The organism is Pseudomonas hydrolytica, from assembly GCF_021495345.1.
Classification (GTDB): Bacteria; Pseudomonadota; Gammaproteobacteria; order Pseudomonadales; family Pseudomonadaceae; genus Aquipseudomonas; species Aquipseudomonas hydrolytica.
In genome coordinates, this window is record NZ_CP099397.1 from 1,029,600 (window position 1) to 1,052,904 (window position 23,305).

Consider the following 23,305-nt stretch of genomic DNA (forward strand, 5'->3'; position numbering starts at 1 on the left):
ACCTTGAGTTTACGGCCGTCAGGCATCGAAGGCGTTCTTGATCCAGTCGAGGCGAGTGGCGCCCTCGGTACTGATGGCGACCACGTCGAAGCGGCAGGGGTGGCGGGCCCAGCGGGAGTTTTGCTGGAGAAAGAGCTCGGCGGCCATGACCAACTTGCCACGCTTGCGCGCATCGACACTCTCCAGGGCGCCGCCCCAGGCGCTGTGGCGGCGGGCGCGGACTTCGACAAATACTACTGTATCGCCGTCGAGCATGACCAGATCGAGCTCGCCACGGCGACAGCTCCAGTTCTGTTGGATCAGGCGCAGGCCGTTGCGTTCCAGATGCTGTCGAGCCGCCAGTTCGGAGGCTCGACCAAGATCGTTATGGCTGCTCAATTGAGGCTGTCGGGGAGGCGCTGGACCTGACCGCCGCGGAACTCCGCCCAGGGCAGCTGGCGCTCGATGCGTTGCGTGGCGTTGAGGCTGAGGCTGCCCGACAGGCCGTCGATGCGCGAATCCGGCAGCGCCTTGAGCTGGCCCAGGCGCGGTGCCAGGCGATAGGCATCGACGCCCATGGCGTACAGCCGGCCGAGGCTGCCGCCGGCCTGCGGCCACTGGTTGCTGACCTGCTGGCGCAGCGGGGTGTGGGCGTCCAGCAGCCAGGGCGTTTCGCAGAAGCGAATGCCTTCCAGGTCCTGATACTGCGCCTGGCTGTGGGCGCCGGTGAACAGGTGGGAGGTGGCGTACACCGGCACGTCGCCGGCGTACTGGAAGGCCAGGGTCGGTTTGATCTGCTGAGCCTGCTGCGGAGTGGCCGCAAGGAAGATGAAGTCGACGTCCTGGCGGCGTGCCGGTTGTGCGTCCAGGCTGGTGCCCAGGGTGTTCTGCAGGCGACGGGCGCGTGCCTCGCTCTCGCGCAGCTGGAACAGCTCGGCGATCTGCCGGGCCAGCTCCACCGGCTGGTCGACGCGTTCGGCGGCGATCAGGGTGCCGCCCTGGGCCTGCCAGTTCTGGCGGAAGGCGTCGAGCACGCGATCGCCCCATTCACCGCGCGGCACCAGCGCGACGGCACGGCGCATGCCGTCGTTCCAGGCGCGGCGGGCGACTTCGCGAGCCTCGTCCTCGGCGGCCAAGCCGAACTGGAACAGCTGCGCCGGGCCTTCCTGGCCGGCATCGCTGTAATTCAGCGCCAGGGTGGTGATGGGCAGCTGCTCGCGGTCACTGAGCTGTTTGACCAGGGGCTTTTCCAGCGGCCCGACCACCAGTTGCACGCCATCGGCCTGGGCCTGCTGGTAGAAGGCGTCCAGCGAGCCGATGCGCGCGCTGTCGTAGAGCTTGATTTCCGGCGGGTTCTGCCCGGCCTGCTGGGCTTCGTAATGAGCGGCCAGGAAGCCATCGCGCAGGGCGCGTGCGACGCTGGCCAGCTGGCCCTCCTGCGGGAGCAGCAGGGCGACGCGGTTCAGCGGCTGGCTGGCCAGTTCGCGCAGCTTGCCCAGCGCTTCTGGCAGCTGTTCGGCGGCAGGGTGTTGCGGATTCTGCGCTACCCACTGGTCGATGGCGGCTTGCTGCTGTTCCAGGGTGGCGCTGCTTTTGGTCACTCGGGCCAGTTCCAGCCAGCCGGCCAGGTCGCTGTCGGCGCCGGCCGAGGTTTGTGCCGGCAGGGTGGAGACCAGTGCCCAGATATTCTCGTGGTTGTCGCGAGCGGTCTGACCGCTCAGCAGAGGCGCGATGAAGACGCGCTCGCGCGCGGCGGCGAGTGCCTGGCCGTCGGCTTCGAGGGCGCGGGCGCGGACCAGCTGGGTGCGAATCTGCTGCTCTACTGGCAGCTCGGCAAGGCGCTCAAGGCTGGGGTGCTGCAGGGCCTGCAGGGCGCTCTTGGGCTGCTTGCGCGCCATCGCCAGTTCCGCTTTCAGGGTGCTGGCGAAGATCTGTTGCGCCGGTTGCAGGCTGGCGATATCGATCTGTTCCAGAATGCGCGCGGCGCGGGCCATGTCTTTCTGCTTGTAGGCCTGATCGGCCGCGGACAGGCGCAGCAGCGCAGCCTGTTCCGGTTTGCTCTCGGCGGCCTGCTGGAGCATCTGCTCGATGCTGGCCTGCGGGGTGCGTGGCAGCTGGCCCAGATTGTTGGAGGGCGAGCTGGCGCAGGCGGCGAGCAGGCCGGCCAGGCAAAGGGCGGAAAGAGGGCGCAGGCTAGCGATCATCGGGTCATCCTGATACTTGAGCAAATCAAGCGGCGATTGTACCCAACGCCCGAGATCGGTGCGATGCCACTGGGGCGGAACGGGCTAGAATGAGCGCTCTTTCAATTAACGAGGTGTTTCCAGTGAGTCAGTCCGCCGTCGCCAGCGTCCAGCCCGGCACCCTCTACGTGGTCGCCACGCCGATCGGCAATCTGGACGATATCAGTGCTCGTGCGCTGCGGATCCTGCGCGAGGTTGCGCTGATCGCCGCCGAAGACACGCGACACTCGGCGCGGCTGATGCAGCACTTCGGCATCGGGACGCCGCTGGCGGCCTGTCACGAACACAACGAGCGCGACCAGGGCGGGCGCTTTCTGGCGCGGCTGGAGGCGGGCGAGGACGTGGCGCTGATTTCCGATGCCGGTACGCCGCTGATCTCCGACCCGGGCTATCACCTGGTCCGTCAGGCGCGTGCTGCCGGGTTTGCCGTGGTGCCGGTGCCCGGCGCCTGCGCTCTGATCGCGGCACTGTCGGCGGCGGGGCTGCCGTCGGATCGATTCATCTTCGAAGGTTTTCTGCCGGCCAAGGCAGCCGGGCGCCGTGCGCGTCTGGAGCAGGTGCGCGAGGAGCCACGCACGCTGATCTTCTATGAAGCGCCGCATCGGATTCTCGAGTGCCTGGAGGACATGCGCGCCGTTTTCGGTGGCGAGCGTCAGGCATTGCTGGCACGTGAGCTGACCAAGACCTTCGAAACCCTCAAGGGCTTGCCGCTGGACGAACTGTGCGCCTGGGTGGCCGCCGACAGCAATCAGCAGCGGGGCGAGTGCGTGGTTCTGGTGGCGGGCTGGCAGGCGCCTGAGGGCGAGGAGGCGGTCAGTGCCGAGGCGCTGCGGGTGCTCGATCTGCTGCTGGCGGAAATGCCGCTCAAGCGTGCGGCGGCGCTGGCGGCGGAAATCACCGGGGTGCGCAAGAACCTGCTCTACCAAGTGGCGCTGACGCGCCAGGGATGAAGCCGCAGGCACGCTCCGCTCGCGCAGCTTGTGCGGTGACGGAGTTCGCGAGCTGAGCTGGAGCCCGCCTGCTTTTTCTTGCCGCTGGTGGCTTGCGGCTTGCGGCTTTGTTAATCTTGGCGGCGGAGAGTCGATCGGACAGTCGCTGCCTTCGCAAGAAGGGGGAGGAAAGTCCGGGCTCCATAGGGCGGAGTGCCAGGTAACGCCTGGGAGGCGTGAGCCTACGGAAAGTGCCACAGAAAATAACCGCCTAAGCGTTTCGGCGACGGTAAGGGTGAAAAGGTGTGGTAAGAGCGCACCGCACGGCTGGCAACAGTCCGTGGCTAGGTAAACCCCACTCGGAGCAAGACCAAATAGGGTTCCATTGGCGTGGCCCGCGCTGGAACCGGGTAGGTTGCTAAAGGCGTGCAGTGATGTACGTCGTAGAGGAATGGCTGTCCTCGACAGAACCCGGCTTACAGATCGACTCTCCTCCCTTCTTTTCTTCGGTTCGCGCTTCTATTTCCCGCTCGTCTGATACCGAAAAAATCTTACTCTTAAGAAACTACTTTAACTTCGATTTTCAGCTCGCTGGATTGGCAGGATTTTGTGTGCCATTTGCCGCTTCGGTCATCGCTTTTTCCCTCCCTTTAATTCGCTAAATCTCCGTCCTGTAAGGATTTTTCCCTTCTGGCGCGCCTTGACGGTGGGGTATGGGCGTTCCTATAGTGTGCGCAAGTGGTGAGAAGTGGCATGAAGTGGGTTTTTTTGGGCAGGGAAAGCTAATTACAGGGGAAGCGCAGCCGTGTTTCGCGGAGCTAACGCCATCAGTCTCGACGCCAAAGGGCGCCTCGCGATGCCGAGTCGGTATCGTGACGAGCTCGTTGCGCGTTGCAATGGCCAGCTCATCGTGACCATCGACGCCGTTGACCCCTGCCTTTGCGTTTATCCCCTGGCCGAATGGGAACTGATCGAAAACAAGCTGCGCGAACTGGCTTCGTTTCGTGAAGAGAACCGTCGCCTGCAGCGTTTGCTGATCGGTAATGCCGTCGACCTCGAGCTGGATGCCAGTGGCCGTTTCCTGGTGCCGCCACGCCTGCGCGAGTACGCCAAGCTGGACAAGCGGGCGATGCTCGTCGGTCAGCTGAACAAGTTTCAACTCTGGGATGAAGATGCCTGGAATGCCGTAGCCGAAGCCGACCTCGCTGCCATCAAGCAGCCCGGCGCCCTTTCCGATGACTTGCGTGACCTGATCCTGTGACCATGACCGATAGCACCTTGCGCCATATCACCGTGCTGCTCGACGAGGCCGTCGAGGGGCTCGCCGTGCGCGCCGATGGCTGCTACATCGATGGCACTTTCGGGCGTGGCGGGCACAGCCGGCTGATCCTGCACAAGCTCGGGCCAGGTGGGCGGCTCCTGGGGTTCGACAAGGATCCTCTGGCAATAGCCACCGGGGAAGCATTGGCGGCCGAAGACGGCCGCTTTGTCGTTGTACAGCGCAGTTTTGCGGAACTCGGCGACGAGGCTGTTGTCCGCGGCATTTCCGGTCAGGTCTCCGGCATCCTGCTGGACCTCGGCGTGTCCTCGCCGCAGCTGGATGATCCCGAGCGTGGTTTCAGCTTCCTCAATGACGGCCCGCTGGACATGCGCATGAATCCGGATGTCGGCGTCAGTGCCGCTGACTGGATCGCCACCGCGGAAGAAGACGAAATCGCCCGCGTGCTCAAGGATTACGGCGAGGAGCGTTTCGCCAAGCGCATGGCGCGGGCCGTGGTGCAGCGCCGCGAGCAGCAACCCTTCACCCGCACCGCCGATCTGGCCAAGGTGCTGACCGAGGCCAACCCGGCCTGGGAAAAGGGCAAGAATCCGGCCACCCGCGCTTTTCAGGGCATCCGCATCTACATCAACAACGAGCTCGGTGATCTCGAGCGCGGTCTCGATGCGGCGCTGGAGGCGCTGGAGGTCGGTGGTCGCCTGGTGGTGATCAGCTTCCACTCGCTGGAAGACCGTATCGTCAAGCAGTTCATGAAGCGTCAGGCCAAGGGCGAGGCGGACAAGCTGCCGCGCGACCTGCCGATCATCCCCAAGGCGTTCGAGCCGCGTCTGAAGCTGATCGGCAAGCCGGTCTACGCCGGTGACGCCGAGCTCAAGGCCAATCCGCGCTCGCGCAGCGCGGTGATGCGCATCGCGGAGAAATTGCGGTGAGCCGCCGGCTGATCAAATCCATGCCCAACGGCAGCTTCCTGATGCTGCTGTTGTTCATCGCCATTCTGGTGTCCGCGGTCGCGGTGTCCTACAGCGCGCACTGGAATCGTCTGCTGCTCAACGAGCTGTACGGCGAGCTGAGCGAGCGCGACAAGGCGCAGGCCGAGTGGGGCCGGCTGATTCTCGAACAGAGCACCTGGACCGCGCATAACCGCATCGAGGCACTAGCCACCGAGCGCCTGAAGATGCACATCCCCGATCCCGCCGACGTGCGCATGGTGCGGCCATGATCGGTCTCGAAGGCGCGCTCTATCCCTGGCGTTTTCGCCTGGTGCTGGTGCTGCTCGCGCTGATGGTGGGCGCCATCGCCTGGCGCATGCTCGACCTGCAGGTGCTGGACCATGATTTCCTCAAGGCGCATGGCGATGCCCGTAGCGTGCGGCATATCCCGATTCCTGCGCATCGTGGCCTGATCACCGATCGCAACGGCGAGCCGCTGGCGGTCAGTACGCCGGTCACCACCCTGTGGGCCAATGGCAAGGAGCTGCAGGCCGGTCGCGCCCAATGGCCGGTGCTGGCTGCGGCGCTGGGGCAGGATCCGGCCAACTTCGCCGCCCGCCTGGAGCAGAACAAGGAACGCGAGTTCATGTACCTGGTGCGTGGCCTGACGCCGGAGAAAGGCCAGAGCGTGCTCGATCTGAAGGTGCCGGGCGTGTACGCCATCGAGGAATTCCGCCGTTTCTACCCGGCCGGCGAAGTGGCTGCTCATGTGGTCGGCTTTACCGATATCGACGACCGCGGTCGCGAGGGCATGGAGCTGGCTTACGAAGAATGGCTGGCTGGCGTGCCGGGCAAGCGTCAGGTGCTCAAGGACCGTCGCGGCAAGCTGATCAAGGACGTGCAGGTTGCGCAGAATGCCAAGGCCGGCAAGGCGCTGGCCCTGTCCATCGACCTGCGTCTGCAGTATCTGGCGCATCGCGAGCTGCGCAATGCCTTGCTCGAGCACGATGCCAAGGCCGGCAGCCTGGTGATGGTCGACGTCAAGACCGGCGAAGTGCTGGCGATGGTCAACCATCCCACCTACAACCCGAACAACCGCCGCAACCTCACTCCGGCGGCCATGCGCAACCGGGCGATGATCGACGTGTTCGAGCCCGGCTCGACCATCAAGCCGCTGTCGATGGCCGCTGCGCTGGAAACCGGTCGCTGGAAGCCCAGCGACATCGTGCAGGTGGGCAACGGTACGCTGCAGATCGGCCGCTACAGCATTCGCGACGTCTCCCGTACCCAGGGGCCGGCGCTGGATCTCACCGGCATCCTGATCAACTCCAGCAACGTCGGCATGAGCAAGATCGCCTTCGACGTGGGTGGCGATCAGCTGTTCCAGGTCTTCACCAAGCTGGGCTTCGGGCGCGATACCGGCCTGGGCTTCCCCGGCGAGCGGGTCGGCAATCTGCCCAATCACCGGCAGTGGCGTCAGGCGGAAACCGCGACCCTGTCCTACGGCTATGGTCTGTCGGTCACGGCAGTGCAGCTGGCGCATGCCTATGCGGCACTGGCCAACGGCGGTGGCATGACGCCGCTGTCGATGATTCGCGTCGACGGCAAGCCGGCCGCGCTGCAGGTGGTGTCGGGCGAGGTCGCCAAGACCATGCAGGGCATGCTGCAGGAAGTCACCGAATCGCCGCGCGGTGCCGTGCGCGCCAGGGTTCCCGGTTATCACGTGGCCGGCAAGAGCGGCACGGCGCGCAAGACCAGCGTCGGCACCAAGGGTTACCAGGCCAACTCCTACCGTTCGCTGTTTGCCGGTTTCGCCCCTGCGCAGAACCCGCGCATCGCGCTGGTGGTAGTGATCGACGAGCCAGGCAAGGGCGCCTACTACGGCGGCCTGATTTCCGCCCCGGTGTTCAGCCGGGTGATGGCAGGCTCGCTGCGTTTGATGAACATCGCGCCAGACAATCTGCCGCCGCCCGAGCAGAAGATGGCGGCCGTTGGCCAAGGAGGGCGCAACTGATGCCCATGCCACTCAATCAATTGTTGCCAGCCGCCGAGAGCGGCGTGCTGATTCGTGAACTGACCCTGGACAGCCGCAAGGTGCGTCCGGGCGATCTGTTCCTGGCCGTGCCGGGTACCCAGCAGGACGGCCGCGTGCATATCGCCGATGCCGTGGCGCGTGGCGCCGCCGCCGTCGCCTTCGAAGCCGAAGGCGCTGCACCCATGCATGCTGAAAGTGCTGTGCTGGTACCGGTCAAGGGGCTGGCTGGCCAGCTTTCTGCCATTGCCGGACGCTTCTACGGTGAGCCGAGCCGCGCTCTGCATCTGATCGGCGTCACCGGCACCAACGGCAAGACCAGCGTCAGCCAGCTGCTGGCGCAGGCCTTGGATCTGCTCGGCGAACGCTGCGGCATCGTCGGTACCCTGGGCACCGGCTTCCATGGCGCGCTGGAGCAGGGCAAGCACACCACGCCCGATCCGGTCGGCGTGCAGGCCACCCTGGCCTCGCTCAAGCAGGCCGGTGCGCGTGCCGTGGCCATGGAGGTTTCCTCCCATGGTCTGGATCAGGGCCGCGTCGCGGCGCTGGAGTTCGACGTGGCGGTGTTCACCAACCTGTCGCGCGATCACCTCGATTACCACGGCAGCATGGAGGCCTATGGCGCCGCCAAGGCCAAGCTGTTCGCCTGGCCGAACCTGCGTTGCCGGGTGATCAATCTGGATGACGCCTTCGGCCGGGAGCTGGCGCAGCAGGCGCATGACTCGCGGCTTATCGGCTACAGCCTGAGCGACGCCAGCGCCTTCCTTTATTGCAGCGAAGCGCAGTTCGACGATCACGGCGTGCGCGCGCGCCTGGTCACGCCGCGGGGCGAGGGCGTCCTGCGCAGCAACCTGCTTGGCCGTTTCAATCTGAGCAATCTGCTGGCGGTGGTCGGTGCGCTGCTGGGCATGGACTATGGCCTGGACGAAATCCTCAAGGTGCTGCCGCAACTGCAGGGGCCGGCCGGCCGCATGCAGCGCCTGGGTGGTGGCGACAAGCCGCTGGTGGTGGTGGATTACGCCCACACGCCGGATGCCCTGGAAAAGGTGCTCGAGGCGATGCGCCCCCATGTGCAGGGTCGTCTGCTCTGCCTGTTCGGCTGCGGCGGTGACCGTGACCGCGGCAAGCGCCCGCTGATGGCAGCGGTGGCCGAGCGCCTGGCCGATGTGGTGTGGGTGACCGACGACAACCCGCGCAGCGAAGATCCGGCGCAGATCGTCGCGGATATCCGTGCCGGCTTCTGCGCGCCGGAGCAGGTGCAGTTCATTCACGGCCGTGGCGATGCCATCGCCCGCCTGATCGCCCAGGCCGAGGCCGCCGACGTACTGGTGCTGGCCGGCAAGGGCCACGAGGATTACCAGGAGATCATGGGCGTGCGCCATCCCTTCTCCGACCTGATCGAAGCGAACGAGGCCCTGGCGGCCTGGGGGGCGGCCCATGCTTAAGCCCTGGCTGCTCAGCGAAATAGCGGCTGATCTCAGCGCGCGCCTGATCGGCGACGACGTCGCCTTCTCCGCCGTCGGCACCGACAGCCGTACCATCGCCCCTGGCCAGTTGTTCGTGGCGCTGACCGGGCCGCGTTTCGACGGCCATGACTACCTGGCCGAGGTTGCCGCCAAGGGCGCGGTTGCCGCGCTGGTCGAGCGTGAAGTGGCCAATGCGCCGCTGCCGCAACTGCTGGTGGCCGATACCCGCCTGGCCCTTGGGCAGCTAGGGGCATTGAACCGTCAGGCATTCACCGGCCCGCTGGCTGCCGTGACCGGCTCCAGCGGCAAGACCAGCGTCAAGGAGATGCTCGCCGCCATTCTGCGCGCCGGCCTGAACGGCGCGGTGCTGGCCACCCGCGGTAATCTCAACAATGATCTGGGCGCGCCGCTGACCCTGCTCGAACTGGCGCCGGAGCACCGCGCCGGGGTAATCGAGCTGGGCGCCAACCATGTCGGCGAGATCGCCTACACCGTCAGCCTGACCCGTCCGCAGGTGACCATCATCACCAATGCCGGCAATGCCCATGTCGGCGAGTTCGGCGGGCCGGAGAAGATCGTCCAGGCCAAGGGCGAGATTCTCGAAGGCCTGGCGCAGGACGGCGTGGCCGTACTGAATCTGGACGACAAGGCCTTTTCCACCTGGCAGCGTCGCGCCGCCGGTCATCAGGTCCTGAGCTTCGCCTTGCGCGACACCCGGGCCGACTTCCACGGCAGCGACCTGGCCCGCGACGAGCGCGGTTGCCAGGGCTTCACCTTGCGTAGCCCGGTCGGTAGCGTGCGCATTCAGCTCAATCTGCTGGGCGAGCACAACGTGGCCAACGCCGTGGCCGCCTGCGCCGCCGCCCATGCCCTGGGCCTGCCGTTGGTCGCCATGGCCAAGGGCCTGGAAAACCTGCAACCGGTCAAAGGCCGCGCCGTAGCGCAGCTGGCGCCGAACGGCATGCGGGTGATCGATGACAGTTACAACGCCAACCCCGTGTCGATGTGCGCGGCGGTGGATATACTCGCCGGCTTCTCCGGTCGCACCGTTCTGGTGCTGGGAGACATGGGCGAGCTGGGCGAGTGGGCCGAACAGGGCCACCGCGATGTCGGCCGCCATGCCGCCGGCAAGGTCGACGCGCTCTATGCGGTCGGTCCGCTGATGCGCTTCGCTGTCGAGGAGTTCGGCTCAAAAGGCCGTCACTTCGTCGACCAGGCCGAACTGATCGAAGCACTTCGTGCCGAACAGGCCGGCAGCACACTACTAATCAAGGGTTCACGCAGCGCTGCCATGGACAAGGTCGTGGCCGCGCTGTGTGGCGTATCTGGGGAGATTCACTAAATGCTGCTGCTGCTGGCGGAGTACCTGCAACAGTTCCACAAGGGCTTCGCGGTCTTTCAGTACTTGACCCTGCGCGGCATCCTCGGCGTGCTCACCGCCCTGGCCCTGTCGCTGTGGCTCGGGCCCTGGATGATCCGCACCCTGCAGGTGCGTCAGATCGGCCAGGCGGTGCGCAACGATGGTCCGCAGTCGCACCTGTCGAAGAAAGGCACACCGACCATGGGCGGTGCGCTGATTCTCACTGCCATCGCCGTGAGCACCCTGCTCTGGGCCGACCTGTCCAACCGCTACGTGTGGGTGGTGCTGGCCGTGACCCTGCTGTTCGGCGCCATCGGATGGGTCGACGACTACCGCAAGGTAATCGAGAAGAACTCGCGCGGCCTGCCGAGCCGCTGGAAGTACTTCTGGCAGTCGGTGTTCGGCCTGGCCGCAGCGATCTTCCTCTACATGACCGCGCAGAGCCCGGTGGAGACCACCCTGATCCTGCCGCTGCTCAAGGACGTCAGCATCCCGCTGGGCATCGGTTTCGTGGTGCTGACCTATTTCGTCATCGTCGGCTCGAGCAATGCGGTGAACCTGACCGACGGCCTCGACGGCCTGGCGATTCTGCCCACGGTGATGGTGGCGGGTGCGCTGGCGGTGTTCTGCTACCTGTCGGGTAACGTGAATTTCGCCGAGTACCTGCTGATTCCTTACGTGCCGGGCGCCGGTGAGCTGATCGTGTTCTGCGCCGCGCTGGTGGGCGCCGGCCTGGGCTTTCTGTGGTTCAACACCTACCCGGCGCAGGTCTTCATGGGCGACGTCGGTGCGCTGGCGCTCGGCGCCGCGCTGGGCACCATCGCCGTGATCGTGCGCCAGGAAGTGGTGCTGTTCATCATGGGCGGCGTGTTCGTGATGGAAACCCTGTCGGTGATCATCCAGGTCGCCAGCTTCAAGCTGACCGGCAAGCGCGTGTTTCGCATGGCGCCGATCCACCACCATTTCGAACTCAAGGGCTGGCCCGAGCCGCGCGTGATCGTCCGCTTCTGGATCATCACCGTGATTCTCGTGCTGATCGGCCTGGCCACCCTGAAACTGAGGTAATAGAGCGTGACCCTGATCGCTTCCGACCAGTTCCGCATCGTTGTCGGCCTCGGCAAGAGCGGCATGTCCCTGGTGCGCTTTTTGGCGCAGCAGGGCGTGCGCTTCGCCGTGGCCGACACGCGCGCGAACCCGCCGGAGCTGGAAACGCTCAAGCGTGACTACCCGCAGGTGGAAGTGCGTTGCGGCGAGCTGGACGTGGAGTTCCTCTGCCGCGCCTCGGAGCTTTACGTGAGCCCGGGCCTGGCCATTTCCACGCCAGCCCTGGCCGCGGCCGCCGCGCGCGGGGTCAAGCTGTCCGGCGATATCGATCTGTTCGCGCGCCACGCCAAGGCGCCGATCGTGGCCATCACCGGCTCCAATGCCAAGAGCACCGTTACCACCCTGGTCGGCGAAATGGCCGCTGCAGCCGGCAAGCGCGTCGCCGTCGGCGGCAACCTCGGCACGCCGGCACTGGATCTGCTGGCCGACGATGTCGAGCTGTACGTGCTGGAGCTGTCCAGCTTCCAGCTGGAGACTACCGATCAGCTCAACGCCGAAGTGGCCACCTGCCTGAACATCAGCGAAGACCACATGGATCGCTACAGCGGTCTGCCGGCCTATCACCTGGCCAAGCACCGCATCTTCCGCGGCGCGCGTCAGGTGGTGGTCAACCGCGACGACGCCCTGTCGCGTCCGCTGATCGCCGATCAGGTGACCTGCTGGGAATTCGGCCTGGGCAAACCGGACTTCAAACGCTTCGGTCTGCTCGAGGAAAACGGCGAGAAGTCCCTGGCGTTTCGCTTCGAAGCGCTGCTGCCGGTGAGCGAGCTGAAGATCCGCGGCGCGCACAATCAGTCCAACGCCCTGGCGGCGCTGGCGCTCGGCCATGCCGCTGGCCTGCCGATGGAAGCCATGCTCGCCACCCTGCGCCAGTTCGCCGGATTGCCGCATCGCTGCCAGTGGGTCGGCGAGCGCGCCGGGGTCAATTATTACGATGATTCCAAGGCCACCAACGTCGGTGCCGCGCTGGCGGCCATCGAAGGCCTCGGTGCCGATATCGCCGGCAAGCTGGTGCTGATCGCCGGTGGCGACGGCAAGGGCGCCGACTTCTCCGCGCTGAAGGCGCCGGTGGCGCGATTCTGCCGCGCGGTGGTGCTGCTCGGTCGCGATGCCGAGCTGATCGCCGCTGCTCTGGGCGATGCCGCGCCACTGGTGCGCGTGACAACCCTGGACGAAGCGGTGCAGCGTTGCAGCGAACTGGCAGAGGCCGGCGATGCCGTGCTGCTGTCGCCGGCCTGCGCCAGCCTGGACATGTTCAAGAATTTCGAAGAGCGCGGGCGTCTGTTCGCCCAGGCCGTGGGAGGGCTCGTCTGATGCTGGCCTTCCTCCACGTACGTCCCTCGCCACTGCTCGGCCGCGGCCTCGACGTCGACTTTCCGATGCTCGCCGGTTGCCTGGGCCTGCTGGGGCTGGGCCTGGTGATGATCACCTCGGCGTCCTCCGAGGTGGCTGCAGCGCTGTCGGGCAACCCGCTGTACCACATGATTCGCCACCTGATTTACCTGATCGTCGGGCTGGGTGCGGCGGGTGTGGTGCTGCTGATTCCCATGAGCTTCTGGCAGCGTTACGGCTGGATGATGCTGCTGGCTGCTTTCGCTTTGCTGGTGCTGGTGCTGATTCCCGGCATCGGCCGCGAGGTCAACGGTGCGCGGCGCTGGATCGGTTTCGGTGCATTCAACGTGCAGCCCTCGGAGATCGCCAAGGTCTTCGTGGTGGTCTATCTGGCCGGCTACCTGGTACGCCGTCAGGAAGAGGTACGCGAGAGCTGGGCCGGCTTCTTCAAGCCCTTCGTCGTGTTGCTGCCGATGGCGGGCCTGCTGCTGCTGGAGCCGGACTTCGGCGCCACCGTGGTGATGATGGGCTCGGCCATGGCCATGCTGTTCCTCGGCGGCGTCGGCATGCTGCGCTTCGGTCTGATGGTGGCGCTGGCGGTTGGCGCAGTGTTCGTCCTGGTGCAGACCCAGGAGTACCGCCTGCAGCGTCTGATCACCTTTACCGATCCCTGGGCCGACCAGTACGGCTCCGGCTATCAGCTGACCCAGGCGCTGATCGCCTTCGGCCGCGGCGAATGGTTCGGCGTCGGCCTGGGCAACAGCATTCAGAAGCAGTTCTACCTGCCGGAAGCGCACACCGACTTCGTCTTCTCGGTGCTGGCCGAGGAGCTTGGTCTGGTTGGCGCGCTCGCTACCCTGGGGCTGTTCGTCTTCGTCAGCGTGCGTGCGCTGTACATCGGGCTGTGGGCGGAAAAGGCCAAGCAGTTCTTCTCCGCCTATGTGGCCTACGGTCTGGCCTTCCTGTGGATCGGTCAGTTCCTGATCAACATCGGCGTGAACACCGGTCTGCTGCCGACCAAGGGCCTGACCCTGCCGTTCCTCAGCTACGGCGGCTCGTCGCTGGTGATCTGCTGCGTCAGCCTGGCGCTGCTGCTGCGCATCGAGTGGGAGCGGCGCAACGTGCTGGGCAACGAAGACGTGGACTTCACCGAAGCGGACTTCGCCGAGGAGGCCAGTCATGCGCGGTAACGTGCTGATCATGGCCGGCGGCACCGGCGGCCACGTATTCCCGGCGCTGGCCTGCGCGCGCGAGTTCCAGACTCGCGGTTATGCCGTGCACTGGCTGGGCACGCCGCGCGGCATCGAGAACGAGCTGGTGCCACAGGCTGGTCTGCCGCTGCACCTGATCAACGTCAGCGGTCTGCGCGGCAAGGGCAAGCTGTCGCTGCTCAAGGCGCCGTTCCAGCTCCTGCGCTCGCTGCTGCAGGCGCGCCGCATCGTGCGTGAGCTGCAGCCGGTCTGCGTGCTCGGCATGGGCGGCTACGTCACCGGGCCTGGTGGTCTGGCCGCGCGCCTGGCCGGCGTGCCGCTGGTTATCCACGAGCAGAACGCCGTCGCTGGTACCGCCAATCGTCTGCTGTCGCGTATCGCCACGCGCATCTGCGAAGCCTTCCCGAATACCTTCGGCGCTTCCGACAAGCGGCGCACCACCGGCAACCCGGTGCGTGAGGAGCTGTTTCTGGAAACGCCGCGCGAGCCGCTGGTCGGGCGCAAGCCGAAATTGCTGGTGCTGGGCGGTAGCCTGGGCGCCGAGCCGTTGAACAAGCTGCTGCCTGCCGCGCTGGCCGAACTGCCGGCCGAGTTGCGTCCGCAGGTGTTCCACCAGGCCGGCAAGCAGCACGCAGAGGTCACTGCGGAGCGTTATCGCGATGCTGCGGTCGAAGCCGAGGTCGCGCCCTTCATCAAGGACATGGCGCGCGCCTACGGCTGGGCCGATCTGGTGATCTGCCGCGCCGGCGCGCTCACCGTCAGCGAACTGGCCGCCGCCGGCCTGCCGTCGTTTCTCGTGCCGCTGCCGCACGCCATCGACGATCACCAGAGCCGCAATGCCGAATACCTGGCGAAGGAGGGCGCCGCCGTCCTTCTCCCGCAACATGCCACTGACGCGGCCAAGCTCGCCGCGCAGCTCACCGAGGTTCTGATGCACCTGGAAAAACTCAATGTCATGGGCGCCACCGCGCGCCGTCTGGCCAAGCCCGATGCCACCCGCACGGTGGTGGACATCTGTCAGGAGGTGATGCGTGGCTAAGTCGCCTGCCGCGGTCAAGGCCGAAGTACGGCGCATGCGCCGTATCCGCCGTATCCATTTCGTCGGTATCGGCGGCGTTGGCATGTGCGGTATCGCCGAGGTGCTGCTGAACCTGGGTTACGAAGTGTCCGGCTCCGATCTCAAGGCCTCGGCGGTGACCGAGCGTCTGGAAAGCTTCGGTGCGAAGATCTTCATCGGCCACGCTGCCGAGAACGCCGAGCAGGCCGATGTGCTGGTGGTGTCCAGCGCGGTCAACACCAGCAACCCGGAGGTCGCCACCGCCCTGGAGCGGCGCATTCCGGTGGTGCCGCGTGCCGAGATGCTCGCCGAGCTGATGCGCTACCGCCACGGCATCGCGGTGGCCGGCACCCATGGCAAGACCACCACCACCAGCCTGCTGGCCTCGGTGTTCGCCGCCGGCGGTCTCGATCCGACCTTCGTCATCGGTGGCCGTCTGAACGCCGCCGGCACCAATGCCCAGCTCGGCTCCAGCCGCTTCCTGATCGCCGAAGCCGACGAGAGCGACGCCAGCTTCCTGCATCTGCAGCCGATGGTCTCGGTGGTCACCAATATCGACGCCGACCACATGAGCACCTATGGCGGCGACTTCAACAGGCTGAAGAAGACCTTCATCGAGTTCCTGCACAACCTGCCGTTCTACGGCCTGGCCGTGCTCTGCGTGGACGATCCGGTGGTGCGCGAGCTGCTGCCGCAGGTCGGCCGCCCGACCGTGACCTACGGCTTTGCCGAAGACGCCGACGTGCGCGCGATCAACGTGCGGCAGGAAGGCATGCGCACCTACTTCACCGTGCTGCGCCCGGACTGCGAGCCGCTCGACGTGTCGGTGAACATGCCGGGCAATCACAACGTTCTCAATGCCCTGGCGACCATCGCCATCGCCACCGACGAAGGCATCGACGATGCCGCCATCGTCGCCGGGCTGTCGGGCTTCCAGGGCGTCGGTCGGCGCTTCCAGGTCTACGGCGAACTGCCGGTGGATGGCGGCAGCGTGATGCTGGTGGACGACTACGGCCATCACCCGCGTGAAGTGGCCGCGGTGATCAAGGCCGTACGCGGCGGTTGGCCGGAGCGCCGTCTGGTGATGGTCTACCAGCCGCACCGCTACAGCCGTACCCGCGATCTGTACGACGACTTCGTGCAGGTGCTCGGCGAAGCCAACGTGCTGCTGCTGGTGGAGGTCTACCCGGCCGGTGAGGAGCCGATCCCCGGTGCCGACAGCCGGCAGATGTGCCACAGCATCCGCCAGCGCGGCCAGCTCGATCCGATCTATGTCGAGCGCGGCGTGGACCTGGCGCCGCTGCTCAAGCCGCTGCTGCGTGCCGGCGACATCCTGCTGTGCCAGGGCGCGGGCGATATCGGCGCGGTGGCGCCGCAACTGATCAAGCACCCGCTGTTCGTGGGGGAGTCGAAATGAGTTTGCACAGTAGCCTCGATCCCAAGGCTTTCGGTCGCGTCGCCGTGCTGTTCGGCGGCAAGAGCGCCGAGCGCGAGGTGTCGCTGAAATCCGGCAATGCCGTGCTCTGCGCCCTGCAGGCGGCCGGGGTGGACGCCTTCGGCATCGACGTGGGCGATGATTTCCTGCAGCGCCTTGCCAGCGAGAAGATCGACCGCGCCTTCATCGTGCTGCACGGCCGCGGTGGCGAGGATGGTTCCATGCAGGGCCTGCTCGAGTGCGCCGGCATTCCCTACACCGGCAGCGGCATCCTCGCCTCGGCGCTGGCCATGGACAAGCTGCGTACCAAGCAGGTCTGGCACAGCCTCGGCCTGCCGACGCCGCGTCACGCCGTGCTGACTTCGCAGGCCGACTGCGAAGCGGCGGCTGCCGAACTGGGTTTCCCGCTGATCGTCAAGCCGGCCCATGAAGGCTCCAGCATCGGCATGGCCAAGGTCGACAGCGTCGAGGCGCTGATCGCTGCCTGGCAGGACGCCGCCCGCTACGACAGTCAGGTACTGGTCGAGCAGTGGATCGCCGGCCCCGAGTACACCGTGGCCGTGCTGCGTGGCGAAGTGCTGCCGCCCATTGGCCTGGGCACGCCGCACAGCTTCTACGACTACGACGCCAAGTACCTGGCCGATGACACCCAGTACCGCATTCCCTGCGGCCTCTCGGCCGAGAAGGAGGCGGAACTGAAAGAGCTGACTGCGCGCGCCTGCGAGGCCGTGGGCACCCAGGGCTGGGCGCGTGCAGACGTGATGCAGGATGCCAGTGGCCAGTTCTGGCTGCTGGAAGTGAACACCGTACCGGGCATGACCGATCACAGCCTGGTGCCAATGGCCGCGCGCGCCGCCGGTCTGGACTTCCAGCAGCTGGTGCTGGCGATCCTGGCCGACAGCGTCGAGGCGAGGGGTTAAGTCATGACCGTGGCTTTGCGTCACCAGGACACGCTGAGGGCTCCGCTGCGCGGCAAGCCCGCGCCGCGTGGCGCCAGCCGCCTGGTGGCCAAGGAGCCGATGCGCCTGCGTCTGCCCAAGCCGGATTTCTCCTGGGTCGGGCGTTTGCTCTGGCCGCTGCTGCTGGTTGGGCTGGGGTTTGGCGCCTACGAAGGTGCGCAGCGTCTGCTGCCCTACGCCGACCGCCCGATCGCACGCATCAGCGTGCAGGGCGATCTGGCCTACGTCAGTCAGCAGGCGGTGCAGCGGCGGATCGCGCCGTTCATCGAGGCGAGCTTCTTCAGCGCCGATCTGCGCGGCATGCGCGAAGAGCTGGAGCGCATGCCCTGGATCGCCCATGCCGAAGTGCGCCGCGTCTGGCCGGACCAGATCGACGTGCGTCTGGAAGAGCAACTGCCCATCGCCCGCTGGGGCGACGAGGCGCTGCTCAACAACCAGGGGCAGGCCTTCGCGCCGCAGGAGCTAGACAACTATCAGCATCTGCCGCAGCTGTACGGCCCGCAGCGGGCGCAGCCCAAGGTGATGCAGCAATACCAGATGCTCAGTCAGCTGCTGCGGCCGATGGGCTTCACCGTGGTCGGGCTGCAGTTGCGCGAGCGCGGCAGCTGGTTCCTCTCGGCCACCGAGAACGCCAGCGGCCAGCGCATCGACATCCTGCTGGGGCGTGATCACGTGGTGGAAAAAATGCGTCGTTTCGCCGCCATCTATGAGCGGGAACTGAAAGAACAGAGCGCGAACATCGCGCGCATCGACCTGCGTTACGCCAACGGCCTGGCCGTGGCCTGGCGCGAGCCGGTGGAGCCGGCCGCGGCCGAGCAGAAAGTGAATTGAGGAGAGGCAGGACTAATGAGTAGCGCGCAGAGCGGCAAGATGATCGTTGGCCTGGACATCGGCACCTCCAAGGTGGTGGCGCTGGTGGGCGAGGTGACGGCCGACGGCCAGCTGGAGATCGTCGGTATCGGCACCCATCCGTCGCGCGGGCTGAAGAAGGGCGTGGTGGTCAATATCGAGTCCACCGTGGCCTCGATCCAGCGCGCCGTGGAAGAGGCGCAGCTGATGGCCGGCTGCCGTATCCACTCGGCCTTCGTCGGCGTGGCCGGCAATCACATCCGCAGCCTCAACAGCCACGGCATCGTCGCCATCCGCGACCGCGAAGTGAGCAGTGCTGATATCGAGCGTGTGCTCGACGCCGCGCAGGCAGTGGCCATCCCGGCGGATCAGCGCGTGCTGCACACCCTGGCGCAGGACTACGTGATCGACAACCAGGAAGGCGTGCGCGAGCCGCTGGGCATGTCCGGCGTGCGTCTGGAGGCTAAGGTGCACGTGGTGACCTGTGCGGTGAACGCGGCGCAGAACATCGAAAAATGCGTGCGCCGCTGCGGCCTGGAAGTCGACGACATCATCCTCGAGCAGCTGGCCTCGGCCTACTCGGTACTGACCGAGGACGAGAAGGAACTGGGCGTATGCCTGGTGGACATCGGCGGCGGCACCACCGATATCGCCATCTTCACCGAAGGCGCGATTCGCCACACGGCGGTGATCCCGATCGCCGGTGATCAGGTCACCAACGACATCGCCATGGCCCTGCGTACCCCGACCCAGTACGCCGAAGAGATCAAGATTCGCTATGCCTGCGCCCTGGCCAAGCTGGCCGGTGCCGGCGAAACCATCAAGGTGCCCAGCGTTGGTGATCGCCCGCCGCGCGACCTGTCGCGCCAGTCCCTGGCCGAAGTGGTCGAGCCGCGTTACGACGAGCTGTTCACCCTGATCCAGGCCGAGCTGCGTCGCAGCGGCTACGAAGATCTGATTCCCGCCGGCATCGTCATGACCGGCGGTACGGCGAAGATGGAAGGCGCGGTCGAGCTGGCCGAGGAAATCTTCCACATGCCCGTGCGCCTCGGTGTGCCGCACAGCGTCAAGGGCATGGCCGACGTGGTGCGCAACCCGATTTATTCCACCGGTGTGGGGCTGCTGATGTACGGGCTGCAGAAGCAGAACGACGGCATTTCCATGTCGGTGAACGGTCCTTACCAGGACGAAAACAAGACCCCGGTACTCGAGCGCATCAAGCGCTGGGTGCAAGGCAATTTCTGAATTTGCAGTAGGCGTTACAACTAGAAAGGAAGGAGAGGGATCATGTTCGAACTAGTAGATAACATTCCGCAAAGCGCGGTGATCAAAGTGATCGGTGTCGGTGGTGGCGGCGGCAACGCAGTCAATCACATGGCGGTCAGCAACATCGAAGGCGTCGAGTTCATCTGCGCCAACACCGATGCGCAGGCGCTGAAGAACATCGGTGCGCGCACCGTGCTGCAGCTCGGCCCGGGCGTGACCAAGGGCCTGGGCGCTGGCGCCAATCCGGAAGTCGGTCGTCAGGCCGCGCTGGAAGATCGCGAGCGCATCGCCGAAGTACTGGCGGGCACCGACATGGTGTTCATCACCACCGGCATGGGCGGTGGCACCGGTACCGGCGCCGCGCCGGTAATCGCCGAGGTGGCCAAGGAGCTGGGCATCCTCACCGTTGCGGTGGTGACCCGTCCGTTCCCGTTCGAAGGCCGCAAGCGCATGCAGATCGCCGACGAAGGCATCCGCGCACTGGCCGAGAGCGTCGACTCGCTGATCACCATCCCCAACGAGAAGCTGCTGACCATCCTGGGCAAGGATGCCAGCCTGCTGTCCGCCTTCGCCAAGGCCGATGACGTGCTGGCCGGCGCGGTGCGTGGCATTTCCGACATCATCAAGCGTCCGGGCATGATCAACGTCGACTTCGCCGACGTGAAGACCGTGATGAGCGAGATGGGCATGGCCATGATGGGCACCGGCTGCGCCAGCGGTCCGAACCGTGCTCGCGAGGCCACCGAAGCCGCTATCCGCAACCCGCTGCTGGAAGACGTCAACCTGCAGGGCGCGCGCGGCATCCTGGTGAACATCACCGCCGGCCCGGATCTGTCTCTGGGCGAGTACTCCGACGTGGGTAACATCATCGAGCAGTTCGCTTCCGAGCACGCCACCGTCAAGGTCGGTACCGTGATCGACGCCGACATGCGCGACGAGCTGCACGTCACCGTGGTCGCCACCGGCCTCGGCGCGCGCATGGAGAAACCGGTCAAGGTGATCGACAACACCGTGCAGGTTGCCGCCAGCCAGCCGGTTGCCCAGCAGCCCGCCGCGCAGCCGCGCAGCGAGCAGTCGGTCAACTACAAGGACTACGAGCGTCCGACCGTGCAGCGCCAGAGCCACAGCGGCGCGGCCACTGCAGCCAAGCTCAATACCCAGGACGATCTGGACTACCTGGATATTCCGGCTTTCCTGCGTCGCCAGGCTGATTGATGGAATGTATCAGGAGTATAAGGGTGATTGGTGTTCAGCAAAGGTCGGTTCTGCTATCATTCCCGACCATTGTTGAAAACAGTTCGCAACTAGCGATATAGCGGCCAAGCCATGATCAGACAACGCACCCTGAAGAACATCATCCGTGCCACCGGTGTTGGCCTGCATTCGGGGGAAAAGGTTTACCTGACCCTGAAGCCGGCTCCGGTGGATACCGGCATCGTGTTCCGTCGCACCGACCTCGACCCCATCGTGGAAATTCGCGCGCTGGCCGGGAATGTCGGTGAAACCACCATGTCGACCACCCTGGTCAATGGTGATGTCAAGGTGGATACGGTAGAGCACCTGCTTTCGGCCATGGCAGGCCTGGGCATCGATAACGCCTACGTCGAGCTCTCCGCATCCGAAGTGCCGATCATGGATGGCAGCGCCGGCCCCTTCGTATTCCTGATTCAATCCGCTGGCCTGCAGGAGCAGGAAGCGCCGAAGAAGTTCATTCGCATCCTGCGTGAGGTCACGGTGGTGGAGGGCGACAAGCGCGCCACCTTCGTGCCCTTCGACGGATTCAAGGTGAGCTTCGAGATCGACTTCGATCACCCCGTGTTCCGCAATCGCACGCAGAGCGCCAGTGTGGATTTCTCCAGCACGTCTTTCGTCAAGGAAGTCAGCCGGGCCCGCACCTTTGGTTTCATGCGTGACATCGAGTTCCTGCGTTCGCAGAACCTGGCGCTCGGTGGCAGTGTGGAAAACGCCATCGTGGTCGACGAGTATCGCGTGCTCAACGAAGACGGCCTGCGTTACGAGGACGAATTCGTCAAACACAAGATTCTCGATGCCATCGGCGATCTGTACCTGCTGGGTAACAGCCTGATCGGCGAGTTCAAGGGCTTCAAGTCGGGGCATGCGCTGAACAATCGCCTGCTGCGCACTCTGATCGAGCAGACCGATGCCTGGGAAATGGTGACCTTCGAGGACGCCAAGCTCGCGCCGATCTCCTACATGCGCCCGGTAGCGGCCGTGTAGTCGAACTCTCTTTCCAGATGCAATTGAGGCCACCTTCGGGTGGCCTTTTTTATGGCTGCTCGTGAGGGAGTCGCTGCACAGGACGCACCCTACGGCTTTGCCGACGAATGGAAGGAGGGTGCTATTCGTCTTTCTGCGTATGGCTCGCCAGGCGCTCAAGCGCCGCCCGCAGCCGGGGGTCGCGGATACCTTCGGCACTGGCCTGGATGTTCTGTGCGGCGCCCTTGGACAGCTGCAGGGTGCGACCGGTTCCACGATTTTGCCCGCCTTGAGGTTGCACCTTGAACAGGATTTTCGTTAAGGTCGCGAACTCTTCGAGTGCCTGCAGTTGTCGTTGCAGTCGTTTTTGCTGATAACGCAGGCGTGTTGCCCAGTGGCCATCGGTCACTATCAATAGCAGACAGCCGTCACGCCAGGACGCTACATGACAGTGCTCCCGGGCGGCTGGTTGTAGCTGGCTTTCGACAAGACGCTGCAGGTTGGACAGGCGTTGCGCCTGACCGAACAGCGCTTTCAGGGGCTTGGCTTCGCGTAGCAGCGTAGCGGGTGCCTGGGCCGGCAAGGGACGGAACGTCATGGCAGGAGGCCTTAAGTTGCGGAGTGGCCATGGTAGCAGAGCATGCTGCCGGCCAGTGCTCTGCCTGAAGGGGATGCCATGCACATTATCCTGCTGCACAGCCGACATGGTTCGGCGCGAACCATCAATCTCGATCTGCGCTGGCTGCTGCTGGCCGTCTTCCTGCTCCTCGGCCTGACGCTGGGGGCCGGCGCCGCGGTGGGGGCCAAGTGGCTGACCGCCGAGCCCATAGCCGATCAGTCGCTGGCGGCCGCCCTGGATCAGCAGCGCGAGCAGGTCGGTGCGGTGCGCCTGGATGCGCAGCGCCAGCTCGATGCCTTCGCCGTGCACGTCGCCGAACTGCAGGCGCGCCTGACCCGACTCGATGCACTCGGTGAGCGTCTGACCGAACTGGCCGAGCTGGACGCCGGCGAGTTCGATTTTTCCCTGAGCGTCGGGCAGGGCGGCGCGGAAGATGCCCTCGGCGCCTCGGCCTATGCGCCGCCACCTTTCATGAGCGCACTGGATGAGCTGGCGCTGCGTGTGGAGAGCCGCGAGCAGCAGCTGGAAGTGCTGGAACAACTGCTCGGCGAGCGTCGTCTGAACGAGGCGGAGATGCTGTCCGGCCGCCCCGTTCTGCAAGGTTACGTGTCTTCTCCCTTTGGGCGCCGCGTGCATCCGCTGACTGGCCGCTCGAGCATGCACAAGGGGATGGATTTCGCCGCCAAACCCGGTAGCGACGTGGTGGCGGTGGCCGCTGGCGTGGTGACCTTCTCCGGCAAGAAGAGCGGTTATGGCAATACCGTGGAGATCAGCCACGCCGACGGCTACGTCACCCTCTATGCCCACAACCAGAGCAATACGGTGCAGATCGGCGATCTCGTGCAGCGTGGCCAGACCATCGCCAAGGTCGGTCGTAGCGGCCGCTCCACCGGTTACCACGTGCATTTCGAGGTCAGCAAGGATGGCCGTCAGGTCAATCCGGCGCTGTACATCGCCCGCGCCAACGGCGTCGAGTGAGCGGGCGGCAATCGTCACCTCTTGAATCCCGGGTATTCGCCCCCATCTAACGGAGCACGCT

General features: G+C 65.5%; 21 protein-coding genes and 1 other RNA gene. 19 read left to right on the forward strand and 3 right to left on the reverse strand.

The annotated features are described in order from the left end of the window. Positions 1-18: 18 nt before the first annotated feature. Together L1F06_RS04675 and L1F06_RS04680 are read right to left on the reverse strand one after the other, a co-directional pair. On the reverse strand, positions 19-378 hold the full coding sequence (locus tag L1F06_RS04675; RefSeq protein WP_011921022.1) for a YraN family protein: 360 nt from the start codon (positions 376-378) through the stop codon (positions 19-21). Continuing rightward, positions 375-2,183: a penicillin-binding protein activator gene (locus L1F06_RS04680; protein ID WP_129484023.1), complete on the reverse strand. Its 1,809-nt coding sequence runs from the start codon at positions 2,181-2,183 to the stop codon at positions 375-377. The genes L1F06_RS04675 and L1F06_RS04680 overlap by 4 nt, the downstream gene beginning before the upstream one ends. Before the next feature lie 89 nt (positions 2,184-2,272). Here L1F06_RS04680 and rsmI point away from each other — a divergent pair, with 89 nt between their 5' ends. The 18 genes from rsmI to lpxC all read left to right on the forward strand — a co-directional run bounded on the left by rsmI (position 2,273) and on the right by lpxC (position 21,668). Then, positions 2,273-3,172, forward strand: a complete 900-nt coding sequence (gene rsmI, locus L1F06_RS04685) for a 16S rRNA (cytidine(1402)-2'-O)-methyltransferase (protein ID WP_011921023.1) — start codon at positions 2,273-2,275, stop codon at positions 3,170-3,172. A gap of 126 nt (positions 3,173-3,298) precedes the next feature. Continuing rightward, positions 3,299-3,646, forward strand: an RNA gene (gene rnpB, locus L1F06_RS04690) — RNase P RNA component class A. A gap of 310 nt (positions 3,647-3,956) precedes the next feature. Next, a complete protein-coding gene (gene mraZ / locus L1F06_RS04695; protein WP_003242968.1) occupies positions 3,957-4,412 on the forward strand; it encodes a division/cell wall cluster transcriptional repressor MraZ in 456 nt (151 codons plus the stop codon). A gap of 2 nt (positions 4,413-4,414) precedes the next feature. After that, entirely contained in the window at positions 4,415-5,359 is a 945-nt protein-coding gene (rsmH, locus tag L1F06_RS04700; RefSeq protein ID WP_129484021.1) for a 16S rRNA (cytosine(1402)-N(4))-methyltransferase RsmH, read from the forward strand. 20 nt (positions 5,360-5,379) lie between these two features. Further along, complete coding sequence (gene ftsL, locus L1F06_RS04705) at positions 5,380-5,649, forward strand: cell division protein FtsL (RefSeq protein ID WP_435301316.1); 270 nt, start codon at positions 5,380-5,382, stop codon at positions 5,647-5,649. Then, entirely contained in the window at positions 5,646-7,373 is a 1,728-nt protein-coding gene (locus tag L1F06_RS04710) for a peptidoglycan D,D-transpeptidase FtsI family protein (RefSeq protein ID WP_003242973.1), read from the forward strand. Before ftsL ends, L1F06_RS04710 begins: the two co-directional genes overlap by 4 nt. Continuing rightward, positions 7,373-8,836 carry a UDP-N-acetylmuramoyl-L-alanyl-D-glutamate--2,6-diaminopimelate ligase gene (locus L1F06_RS04715; RefSeq protein WP_129484017.1) on the forward strand — a complete coding sequence of 488 codons (1,464 nt, stop codon included), beginning with the start codon at positions 7,373-7,375 and terminating at the stop codon, positions 8,834-8,836. The genes L1F06_RS04710 and L1F06_RS04715 overlap by 1 nt, the downstream gene beginning before the upstream one ends. After that, a complete protein-coding gene (locus L1F06_RS04720) occupies positions 8,829-10,199 on the forward strand; it encodes a UDP-N-acetylmuramoyl-tripeptide--D-alanyl-D-alanine ligase (protein ID WP_129484015.1) in 1,371 nt (456 codons plus the stop codon). The genes L1F06_RS04715 and L1F06_RS04720 overlap by 8 nt, the downstream gene beginning before the upstream one ends. After that, on the forward strand, positions 10,200-11,282 hold the full coding sequence (mraY, locus tag L1F06_RS04725; protein ID WP_003242979.1) for a phospho-N-acetylmuramoyl-pentapeptide-transferase: 1,083 nt from the start codon (positions 10,200-10,202) through the stop codon (positions 11,280-11,282). It abuts the gene before it with no gap. Positions 11,283-11,345: 63 nt separating this feature from the next. Then, positions 11,346-12,635 carry a UDP-N-acetylmuramoyl-L-alanine--D-glutamate ligase gene (murD, locus tag L1F06_RS04730; RefSeq protein ID WP_435301317.1) on the forward strand — a complete coding sequence of 430 codons (1,290 nt, stop codon included), beginning with the start codon at positions 11,346-11,348 and terminating at the stop codon, positions 12,633-12,635. After that, positions 12,635-13,843: a putative lipid II flippase FtsW gene (ftsW, locus tag L1F06_RS04735; RefSeq protein ID WP_003242982.1), complete on the forward strand. Its 1,209-nt coding sequence runs from the start codon at positions 12,635-12,637 to the stop codon at positions 13,841-13,843. The genes murD and ftsW overlap by 1 nt, the downstream gene beginning before the upstream one ends. Further along, positions 13,833-14,903, forward strand: coding sequence for an undecaprenyldiphospho-muramoylpentapeptide beta-N-acetylglucosaminyltransferase (murG, locus tag L1F06_RS04740; protein WP_003242984.1), 1,071 nt, complete (start codon positions 13,833-13,835; stop codon positions 14,901-14,903). The genes ftsW and murG overlap by 11 nt, the downstream gene beginning before the upstream one ends. Next, positions 14,896-16,338 (forward strand): UDP-N-acetylmuramate--L-alanine ligase, encoded by a 1,443-nt coding sequence (gene murC / locus L1F06_RS04745; protein WP_003242986.1) that lies wholly within the window; start codon positions 14,896-14,898, stop codon positions 16,336-16,338. Before murG ends, murC begins: the two co-directional genes overlap by 8 nt. After that, positions 16,335-17,276, forward strand: coding sequence for a D-alanine--D-alanine ligase (locus L1F06_RS04750; protein ID WP_129484011.1), 942 nt, complete (start codon positions 16,335-16,337; stop codon positions 17,274-17,276). The genes murC and L1F06_RS04750 overlap by 4 nt, the downstream gene beginning before the upstream one ends. 3 nt (positions 17,277-17,279) lie before the next feature. After that, positions 17,280-18,146 carry a cell division protein FtsQ/DivIB gene (locus L1F06_RS04755; protein WP_011921030.1) on the forward strand — a complete coding sequence of 289 codons (867 nt, stop codon included), beginning with the start codon at positions 17,280-17,282 and terminating at the stop codon, positions 18,144-18,146. 15 nt (positions 18,147-18,161) lie between these two features. Beyond that, entirely contained in the window at positions 18,162-19,409 is a 1,248-nt protein-coding gene (gene ftsA, locus L1F06_RS04760) for a cell division protein FtsA (protein ID WP_003242991.1), read from the forward strand. 42 nt (positions 19,410-19,451) lie between these two features. Beyond that, a complete protein-coding gene (gene ftsZ / locus L1F06_RS04765; RefSeq protein WP_003242992.1) occupies positions 19,452-20,645 on the forward strand; it encodes a cell division protein FtsZ in 1,194 nt (397 codons plus the stop codon). Between the two features lie 111 nt (positions 20,646-20,756). Continuing rightward, positions 20,757-21,668: a UDP-3-O-acyl-N-acetylglucosamine deacetylase gene (gene lpxC, locus L1F06_RS04770; protein ID WP_003242994.1), complete on the forward strand. Its 912-nt coding sequence runs from the start codon at positions 20,757-20,759 to the stop codon at positions 21,666-21,668. Between the two features lie 121 nt (positions 21,669-21,789). Here lpxC and L1F06_RS04775 read toward each other — a convergent pair whose 3' ends face one another. After that, the gene (locus tag L1F06_RS04775; RefSeq protein WP_003242996.1) at positions 21,790-22,245 is read right to left on the reverse strand and encodes a DUF721 domain-containing protein; all 456 of its coding nucleotides are present in this window, start codon (positions 22,243-22,245) and stop codon (positions 21,790-21,792) included. A gap of 78 nt (positions 22,246-22,323) precedes the next feature. Between L1F06_RS04775 and L1F06_RS04780 the strand changes: the two genes are divergently transcribed. Next, positions 22,324-23,244 carry a M23 family metallopeptidase gene (locus L1F06_RS04780; protein WP_011921031.1) on the forward strand — a complete coding sequence of 307 codons (921 nt, stop codon included), beginning with the start codon at positions 22,324-22,326 and terminating at the stop codon, positions 23,242-23,244. Positions 23,245-23,305: the final 61 nt, after the last annotated feature.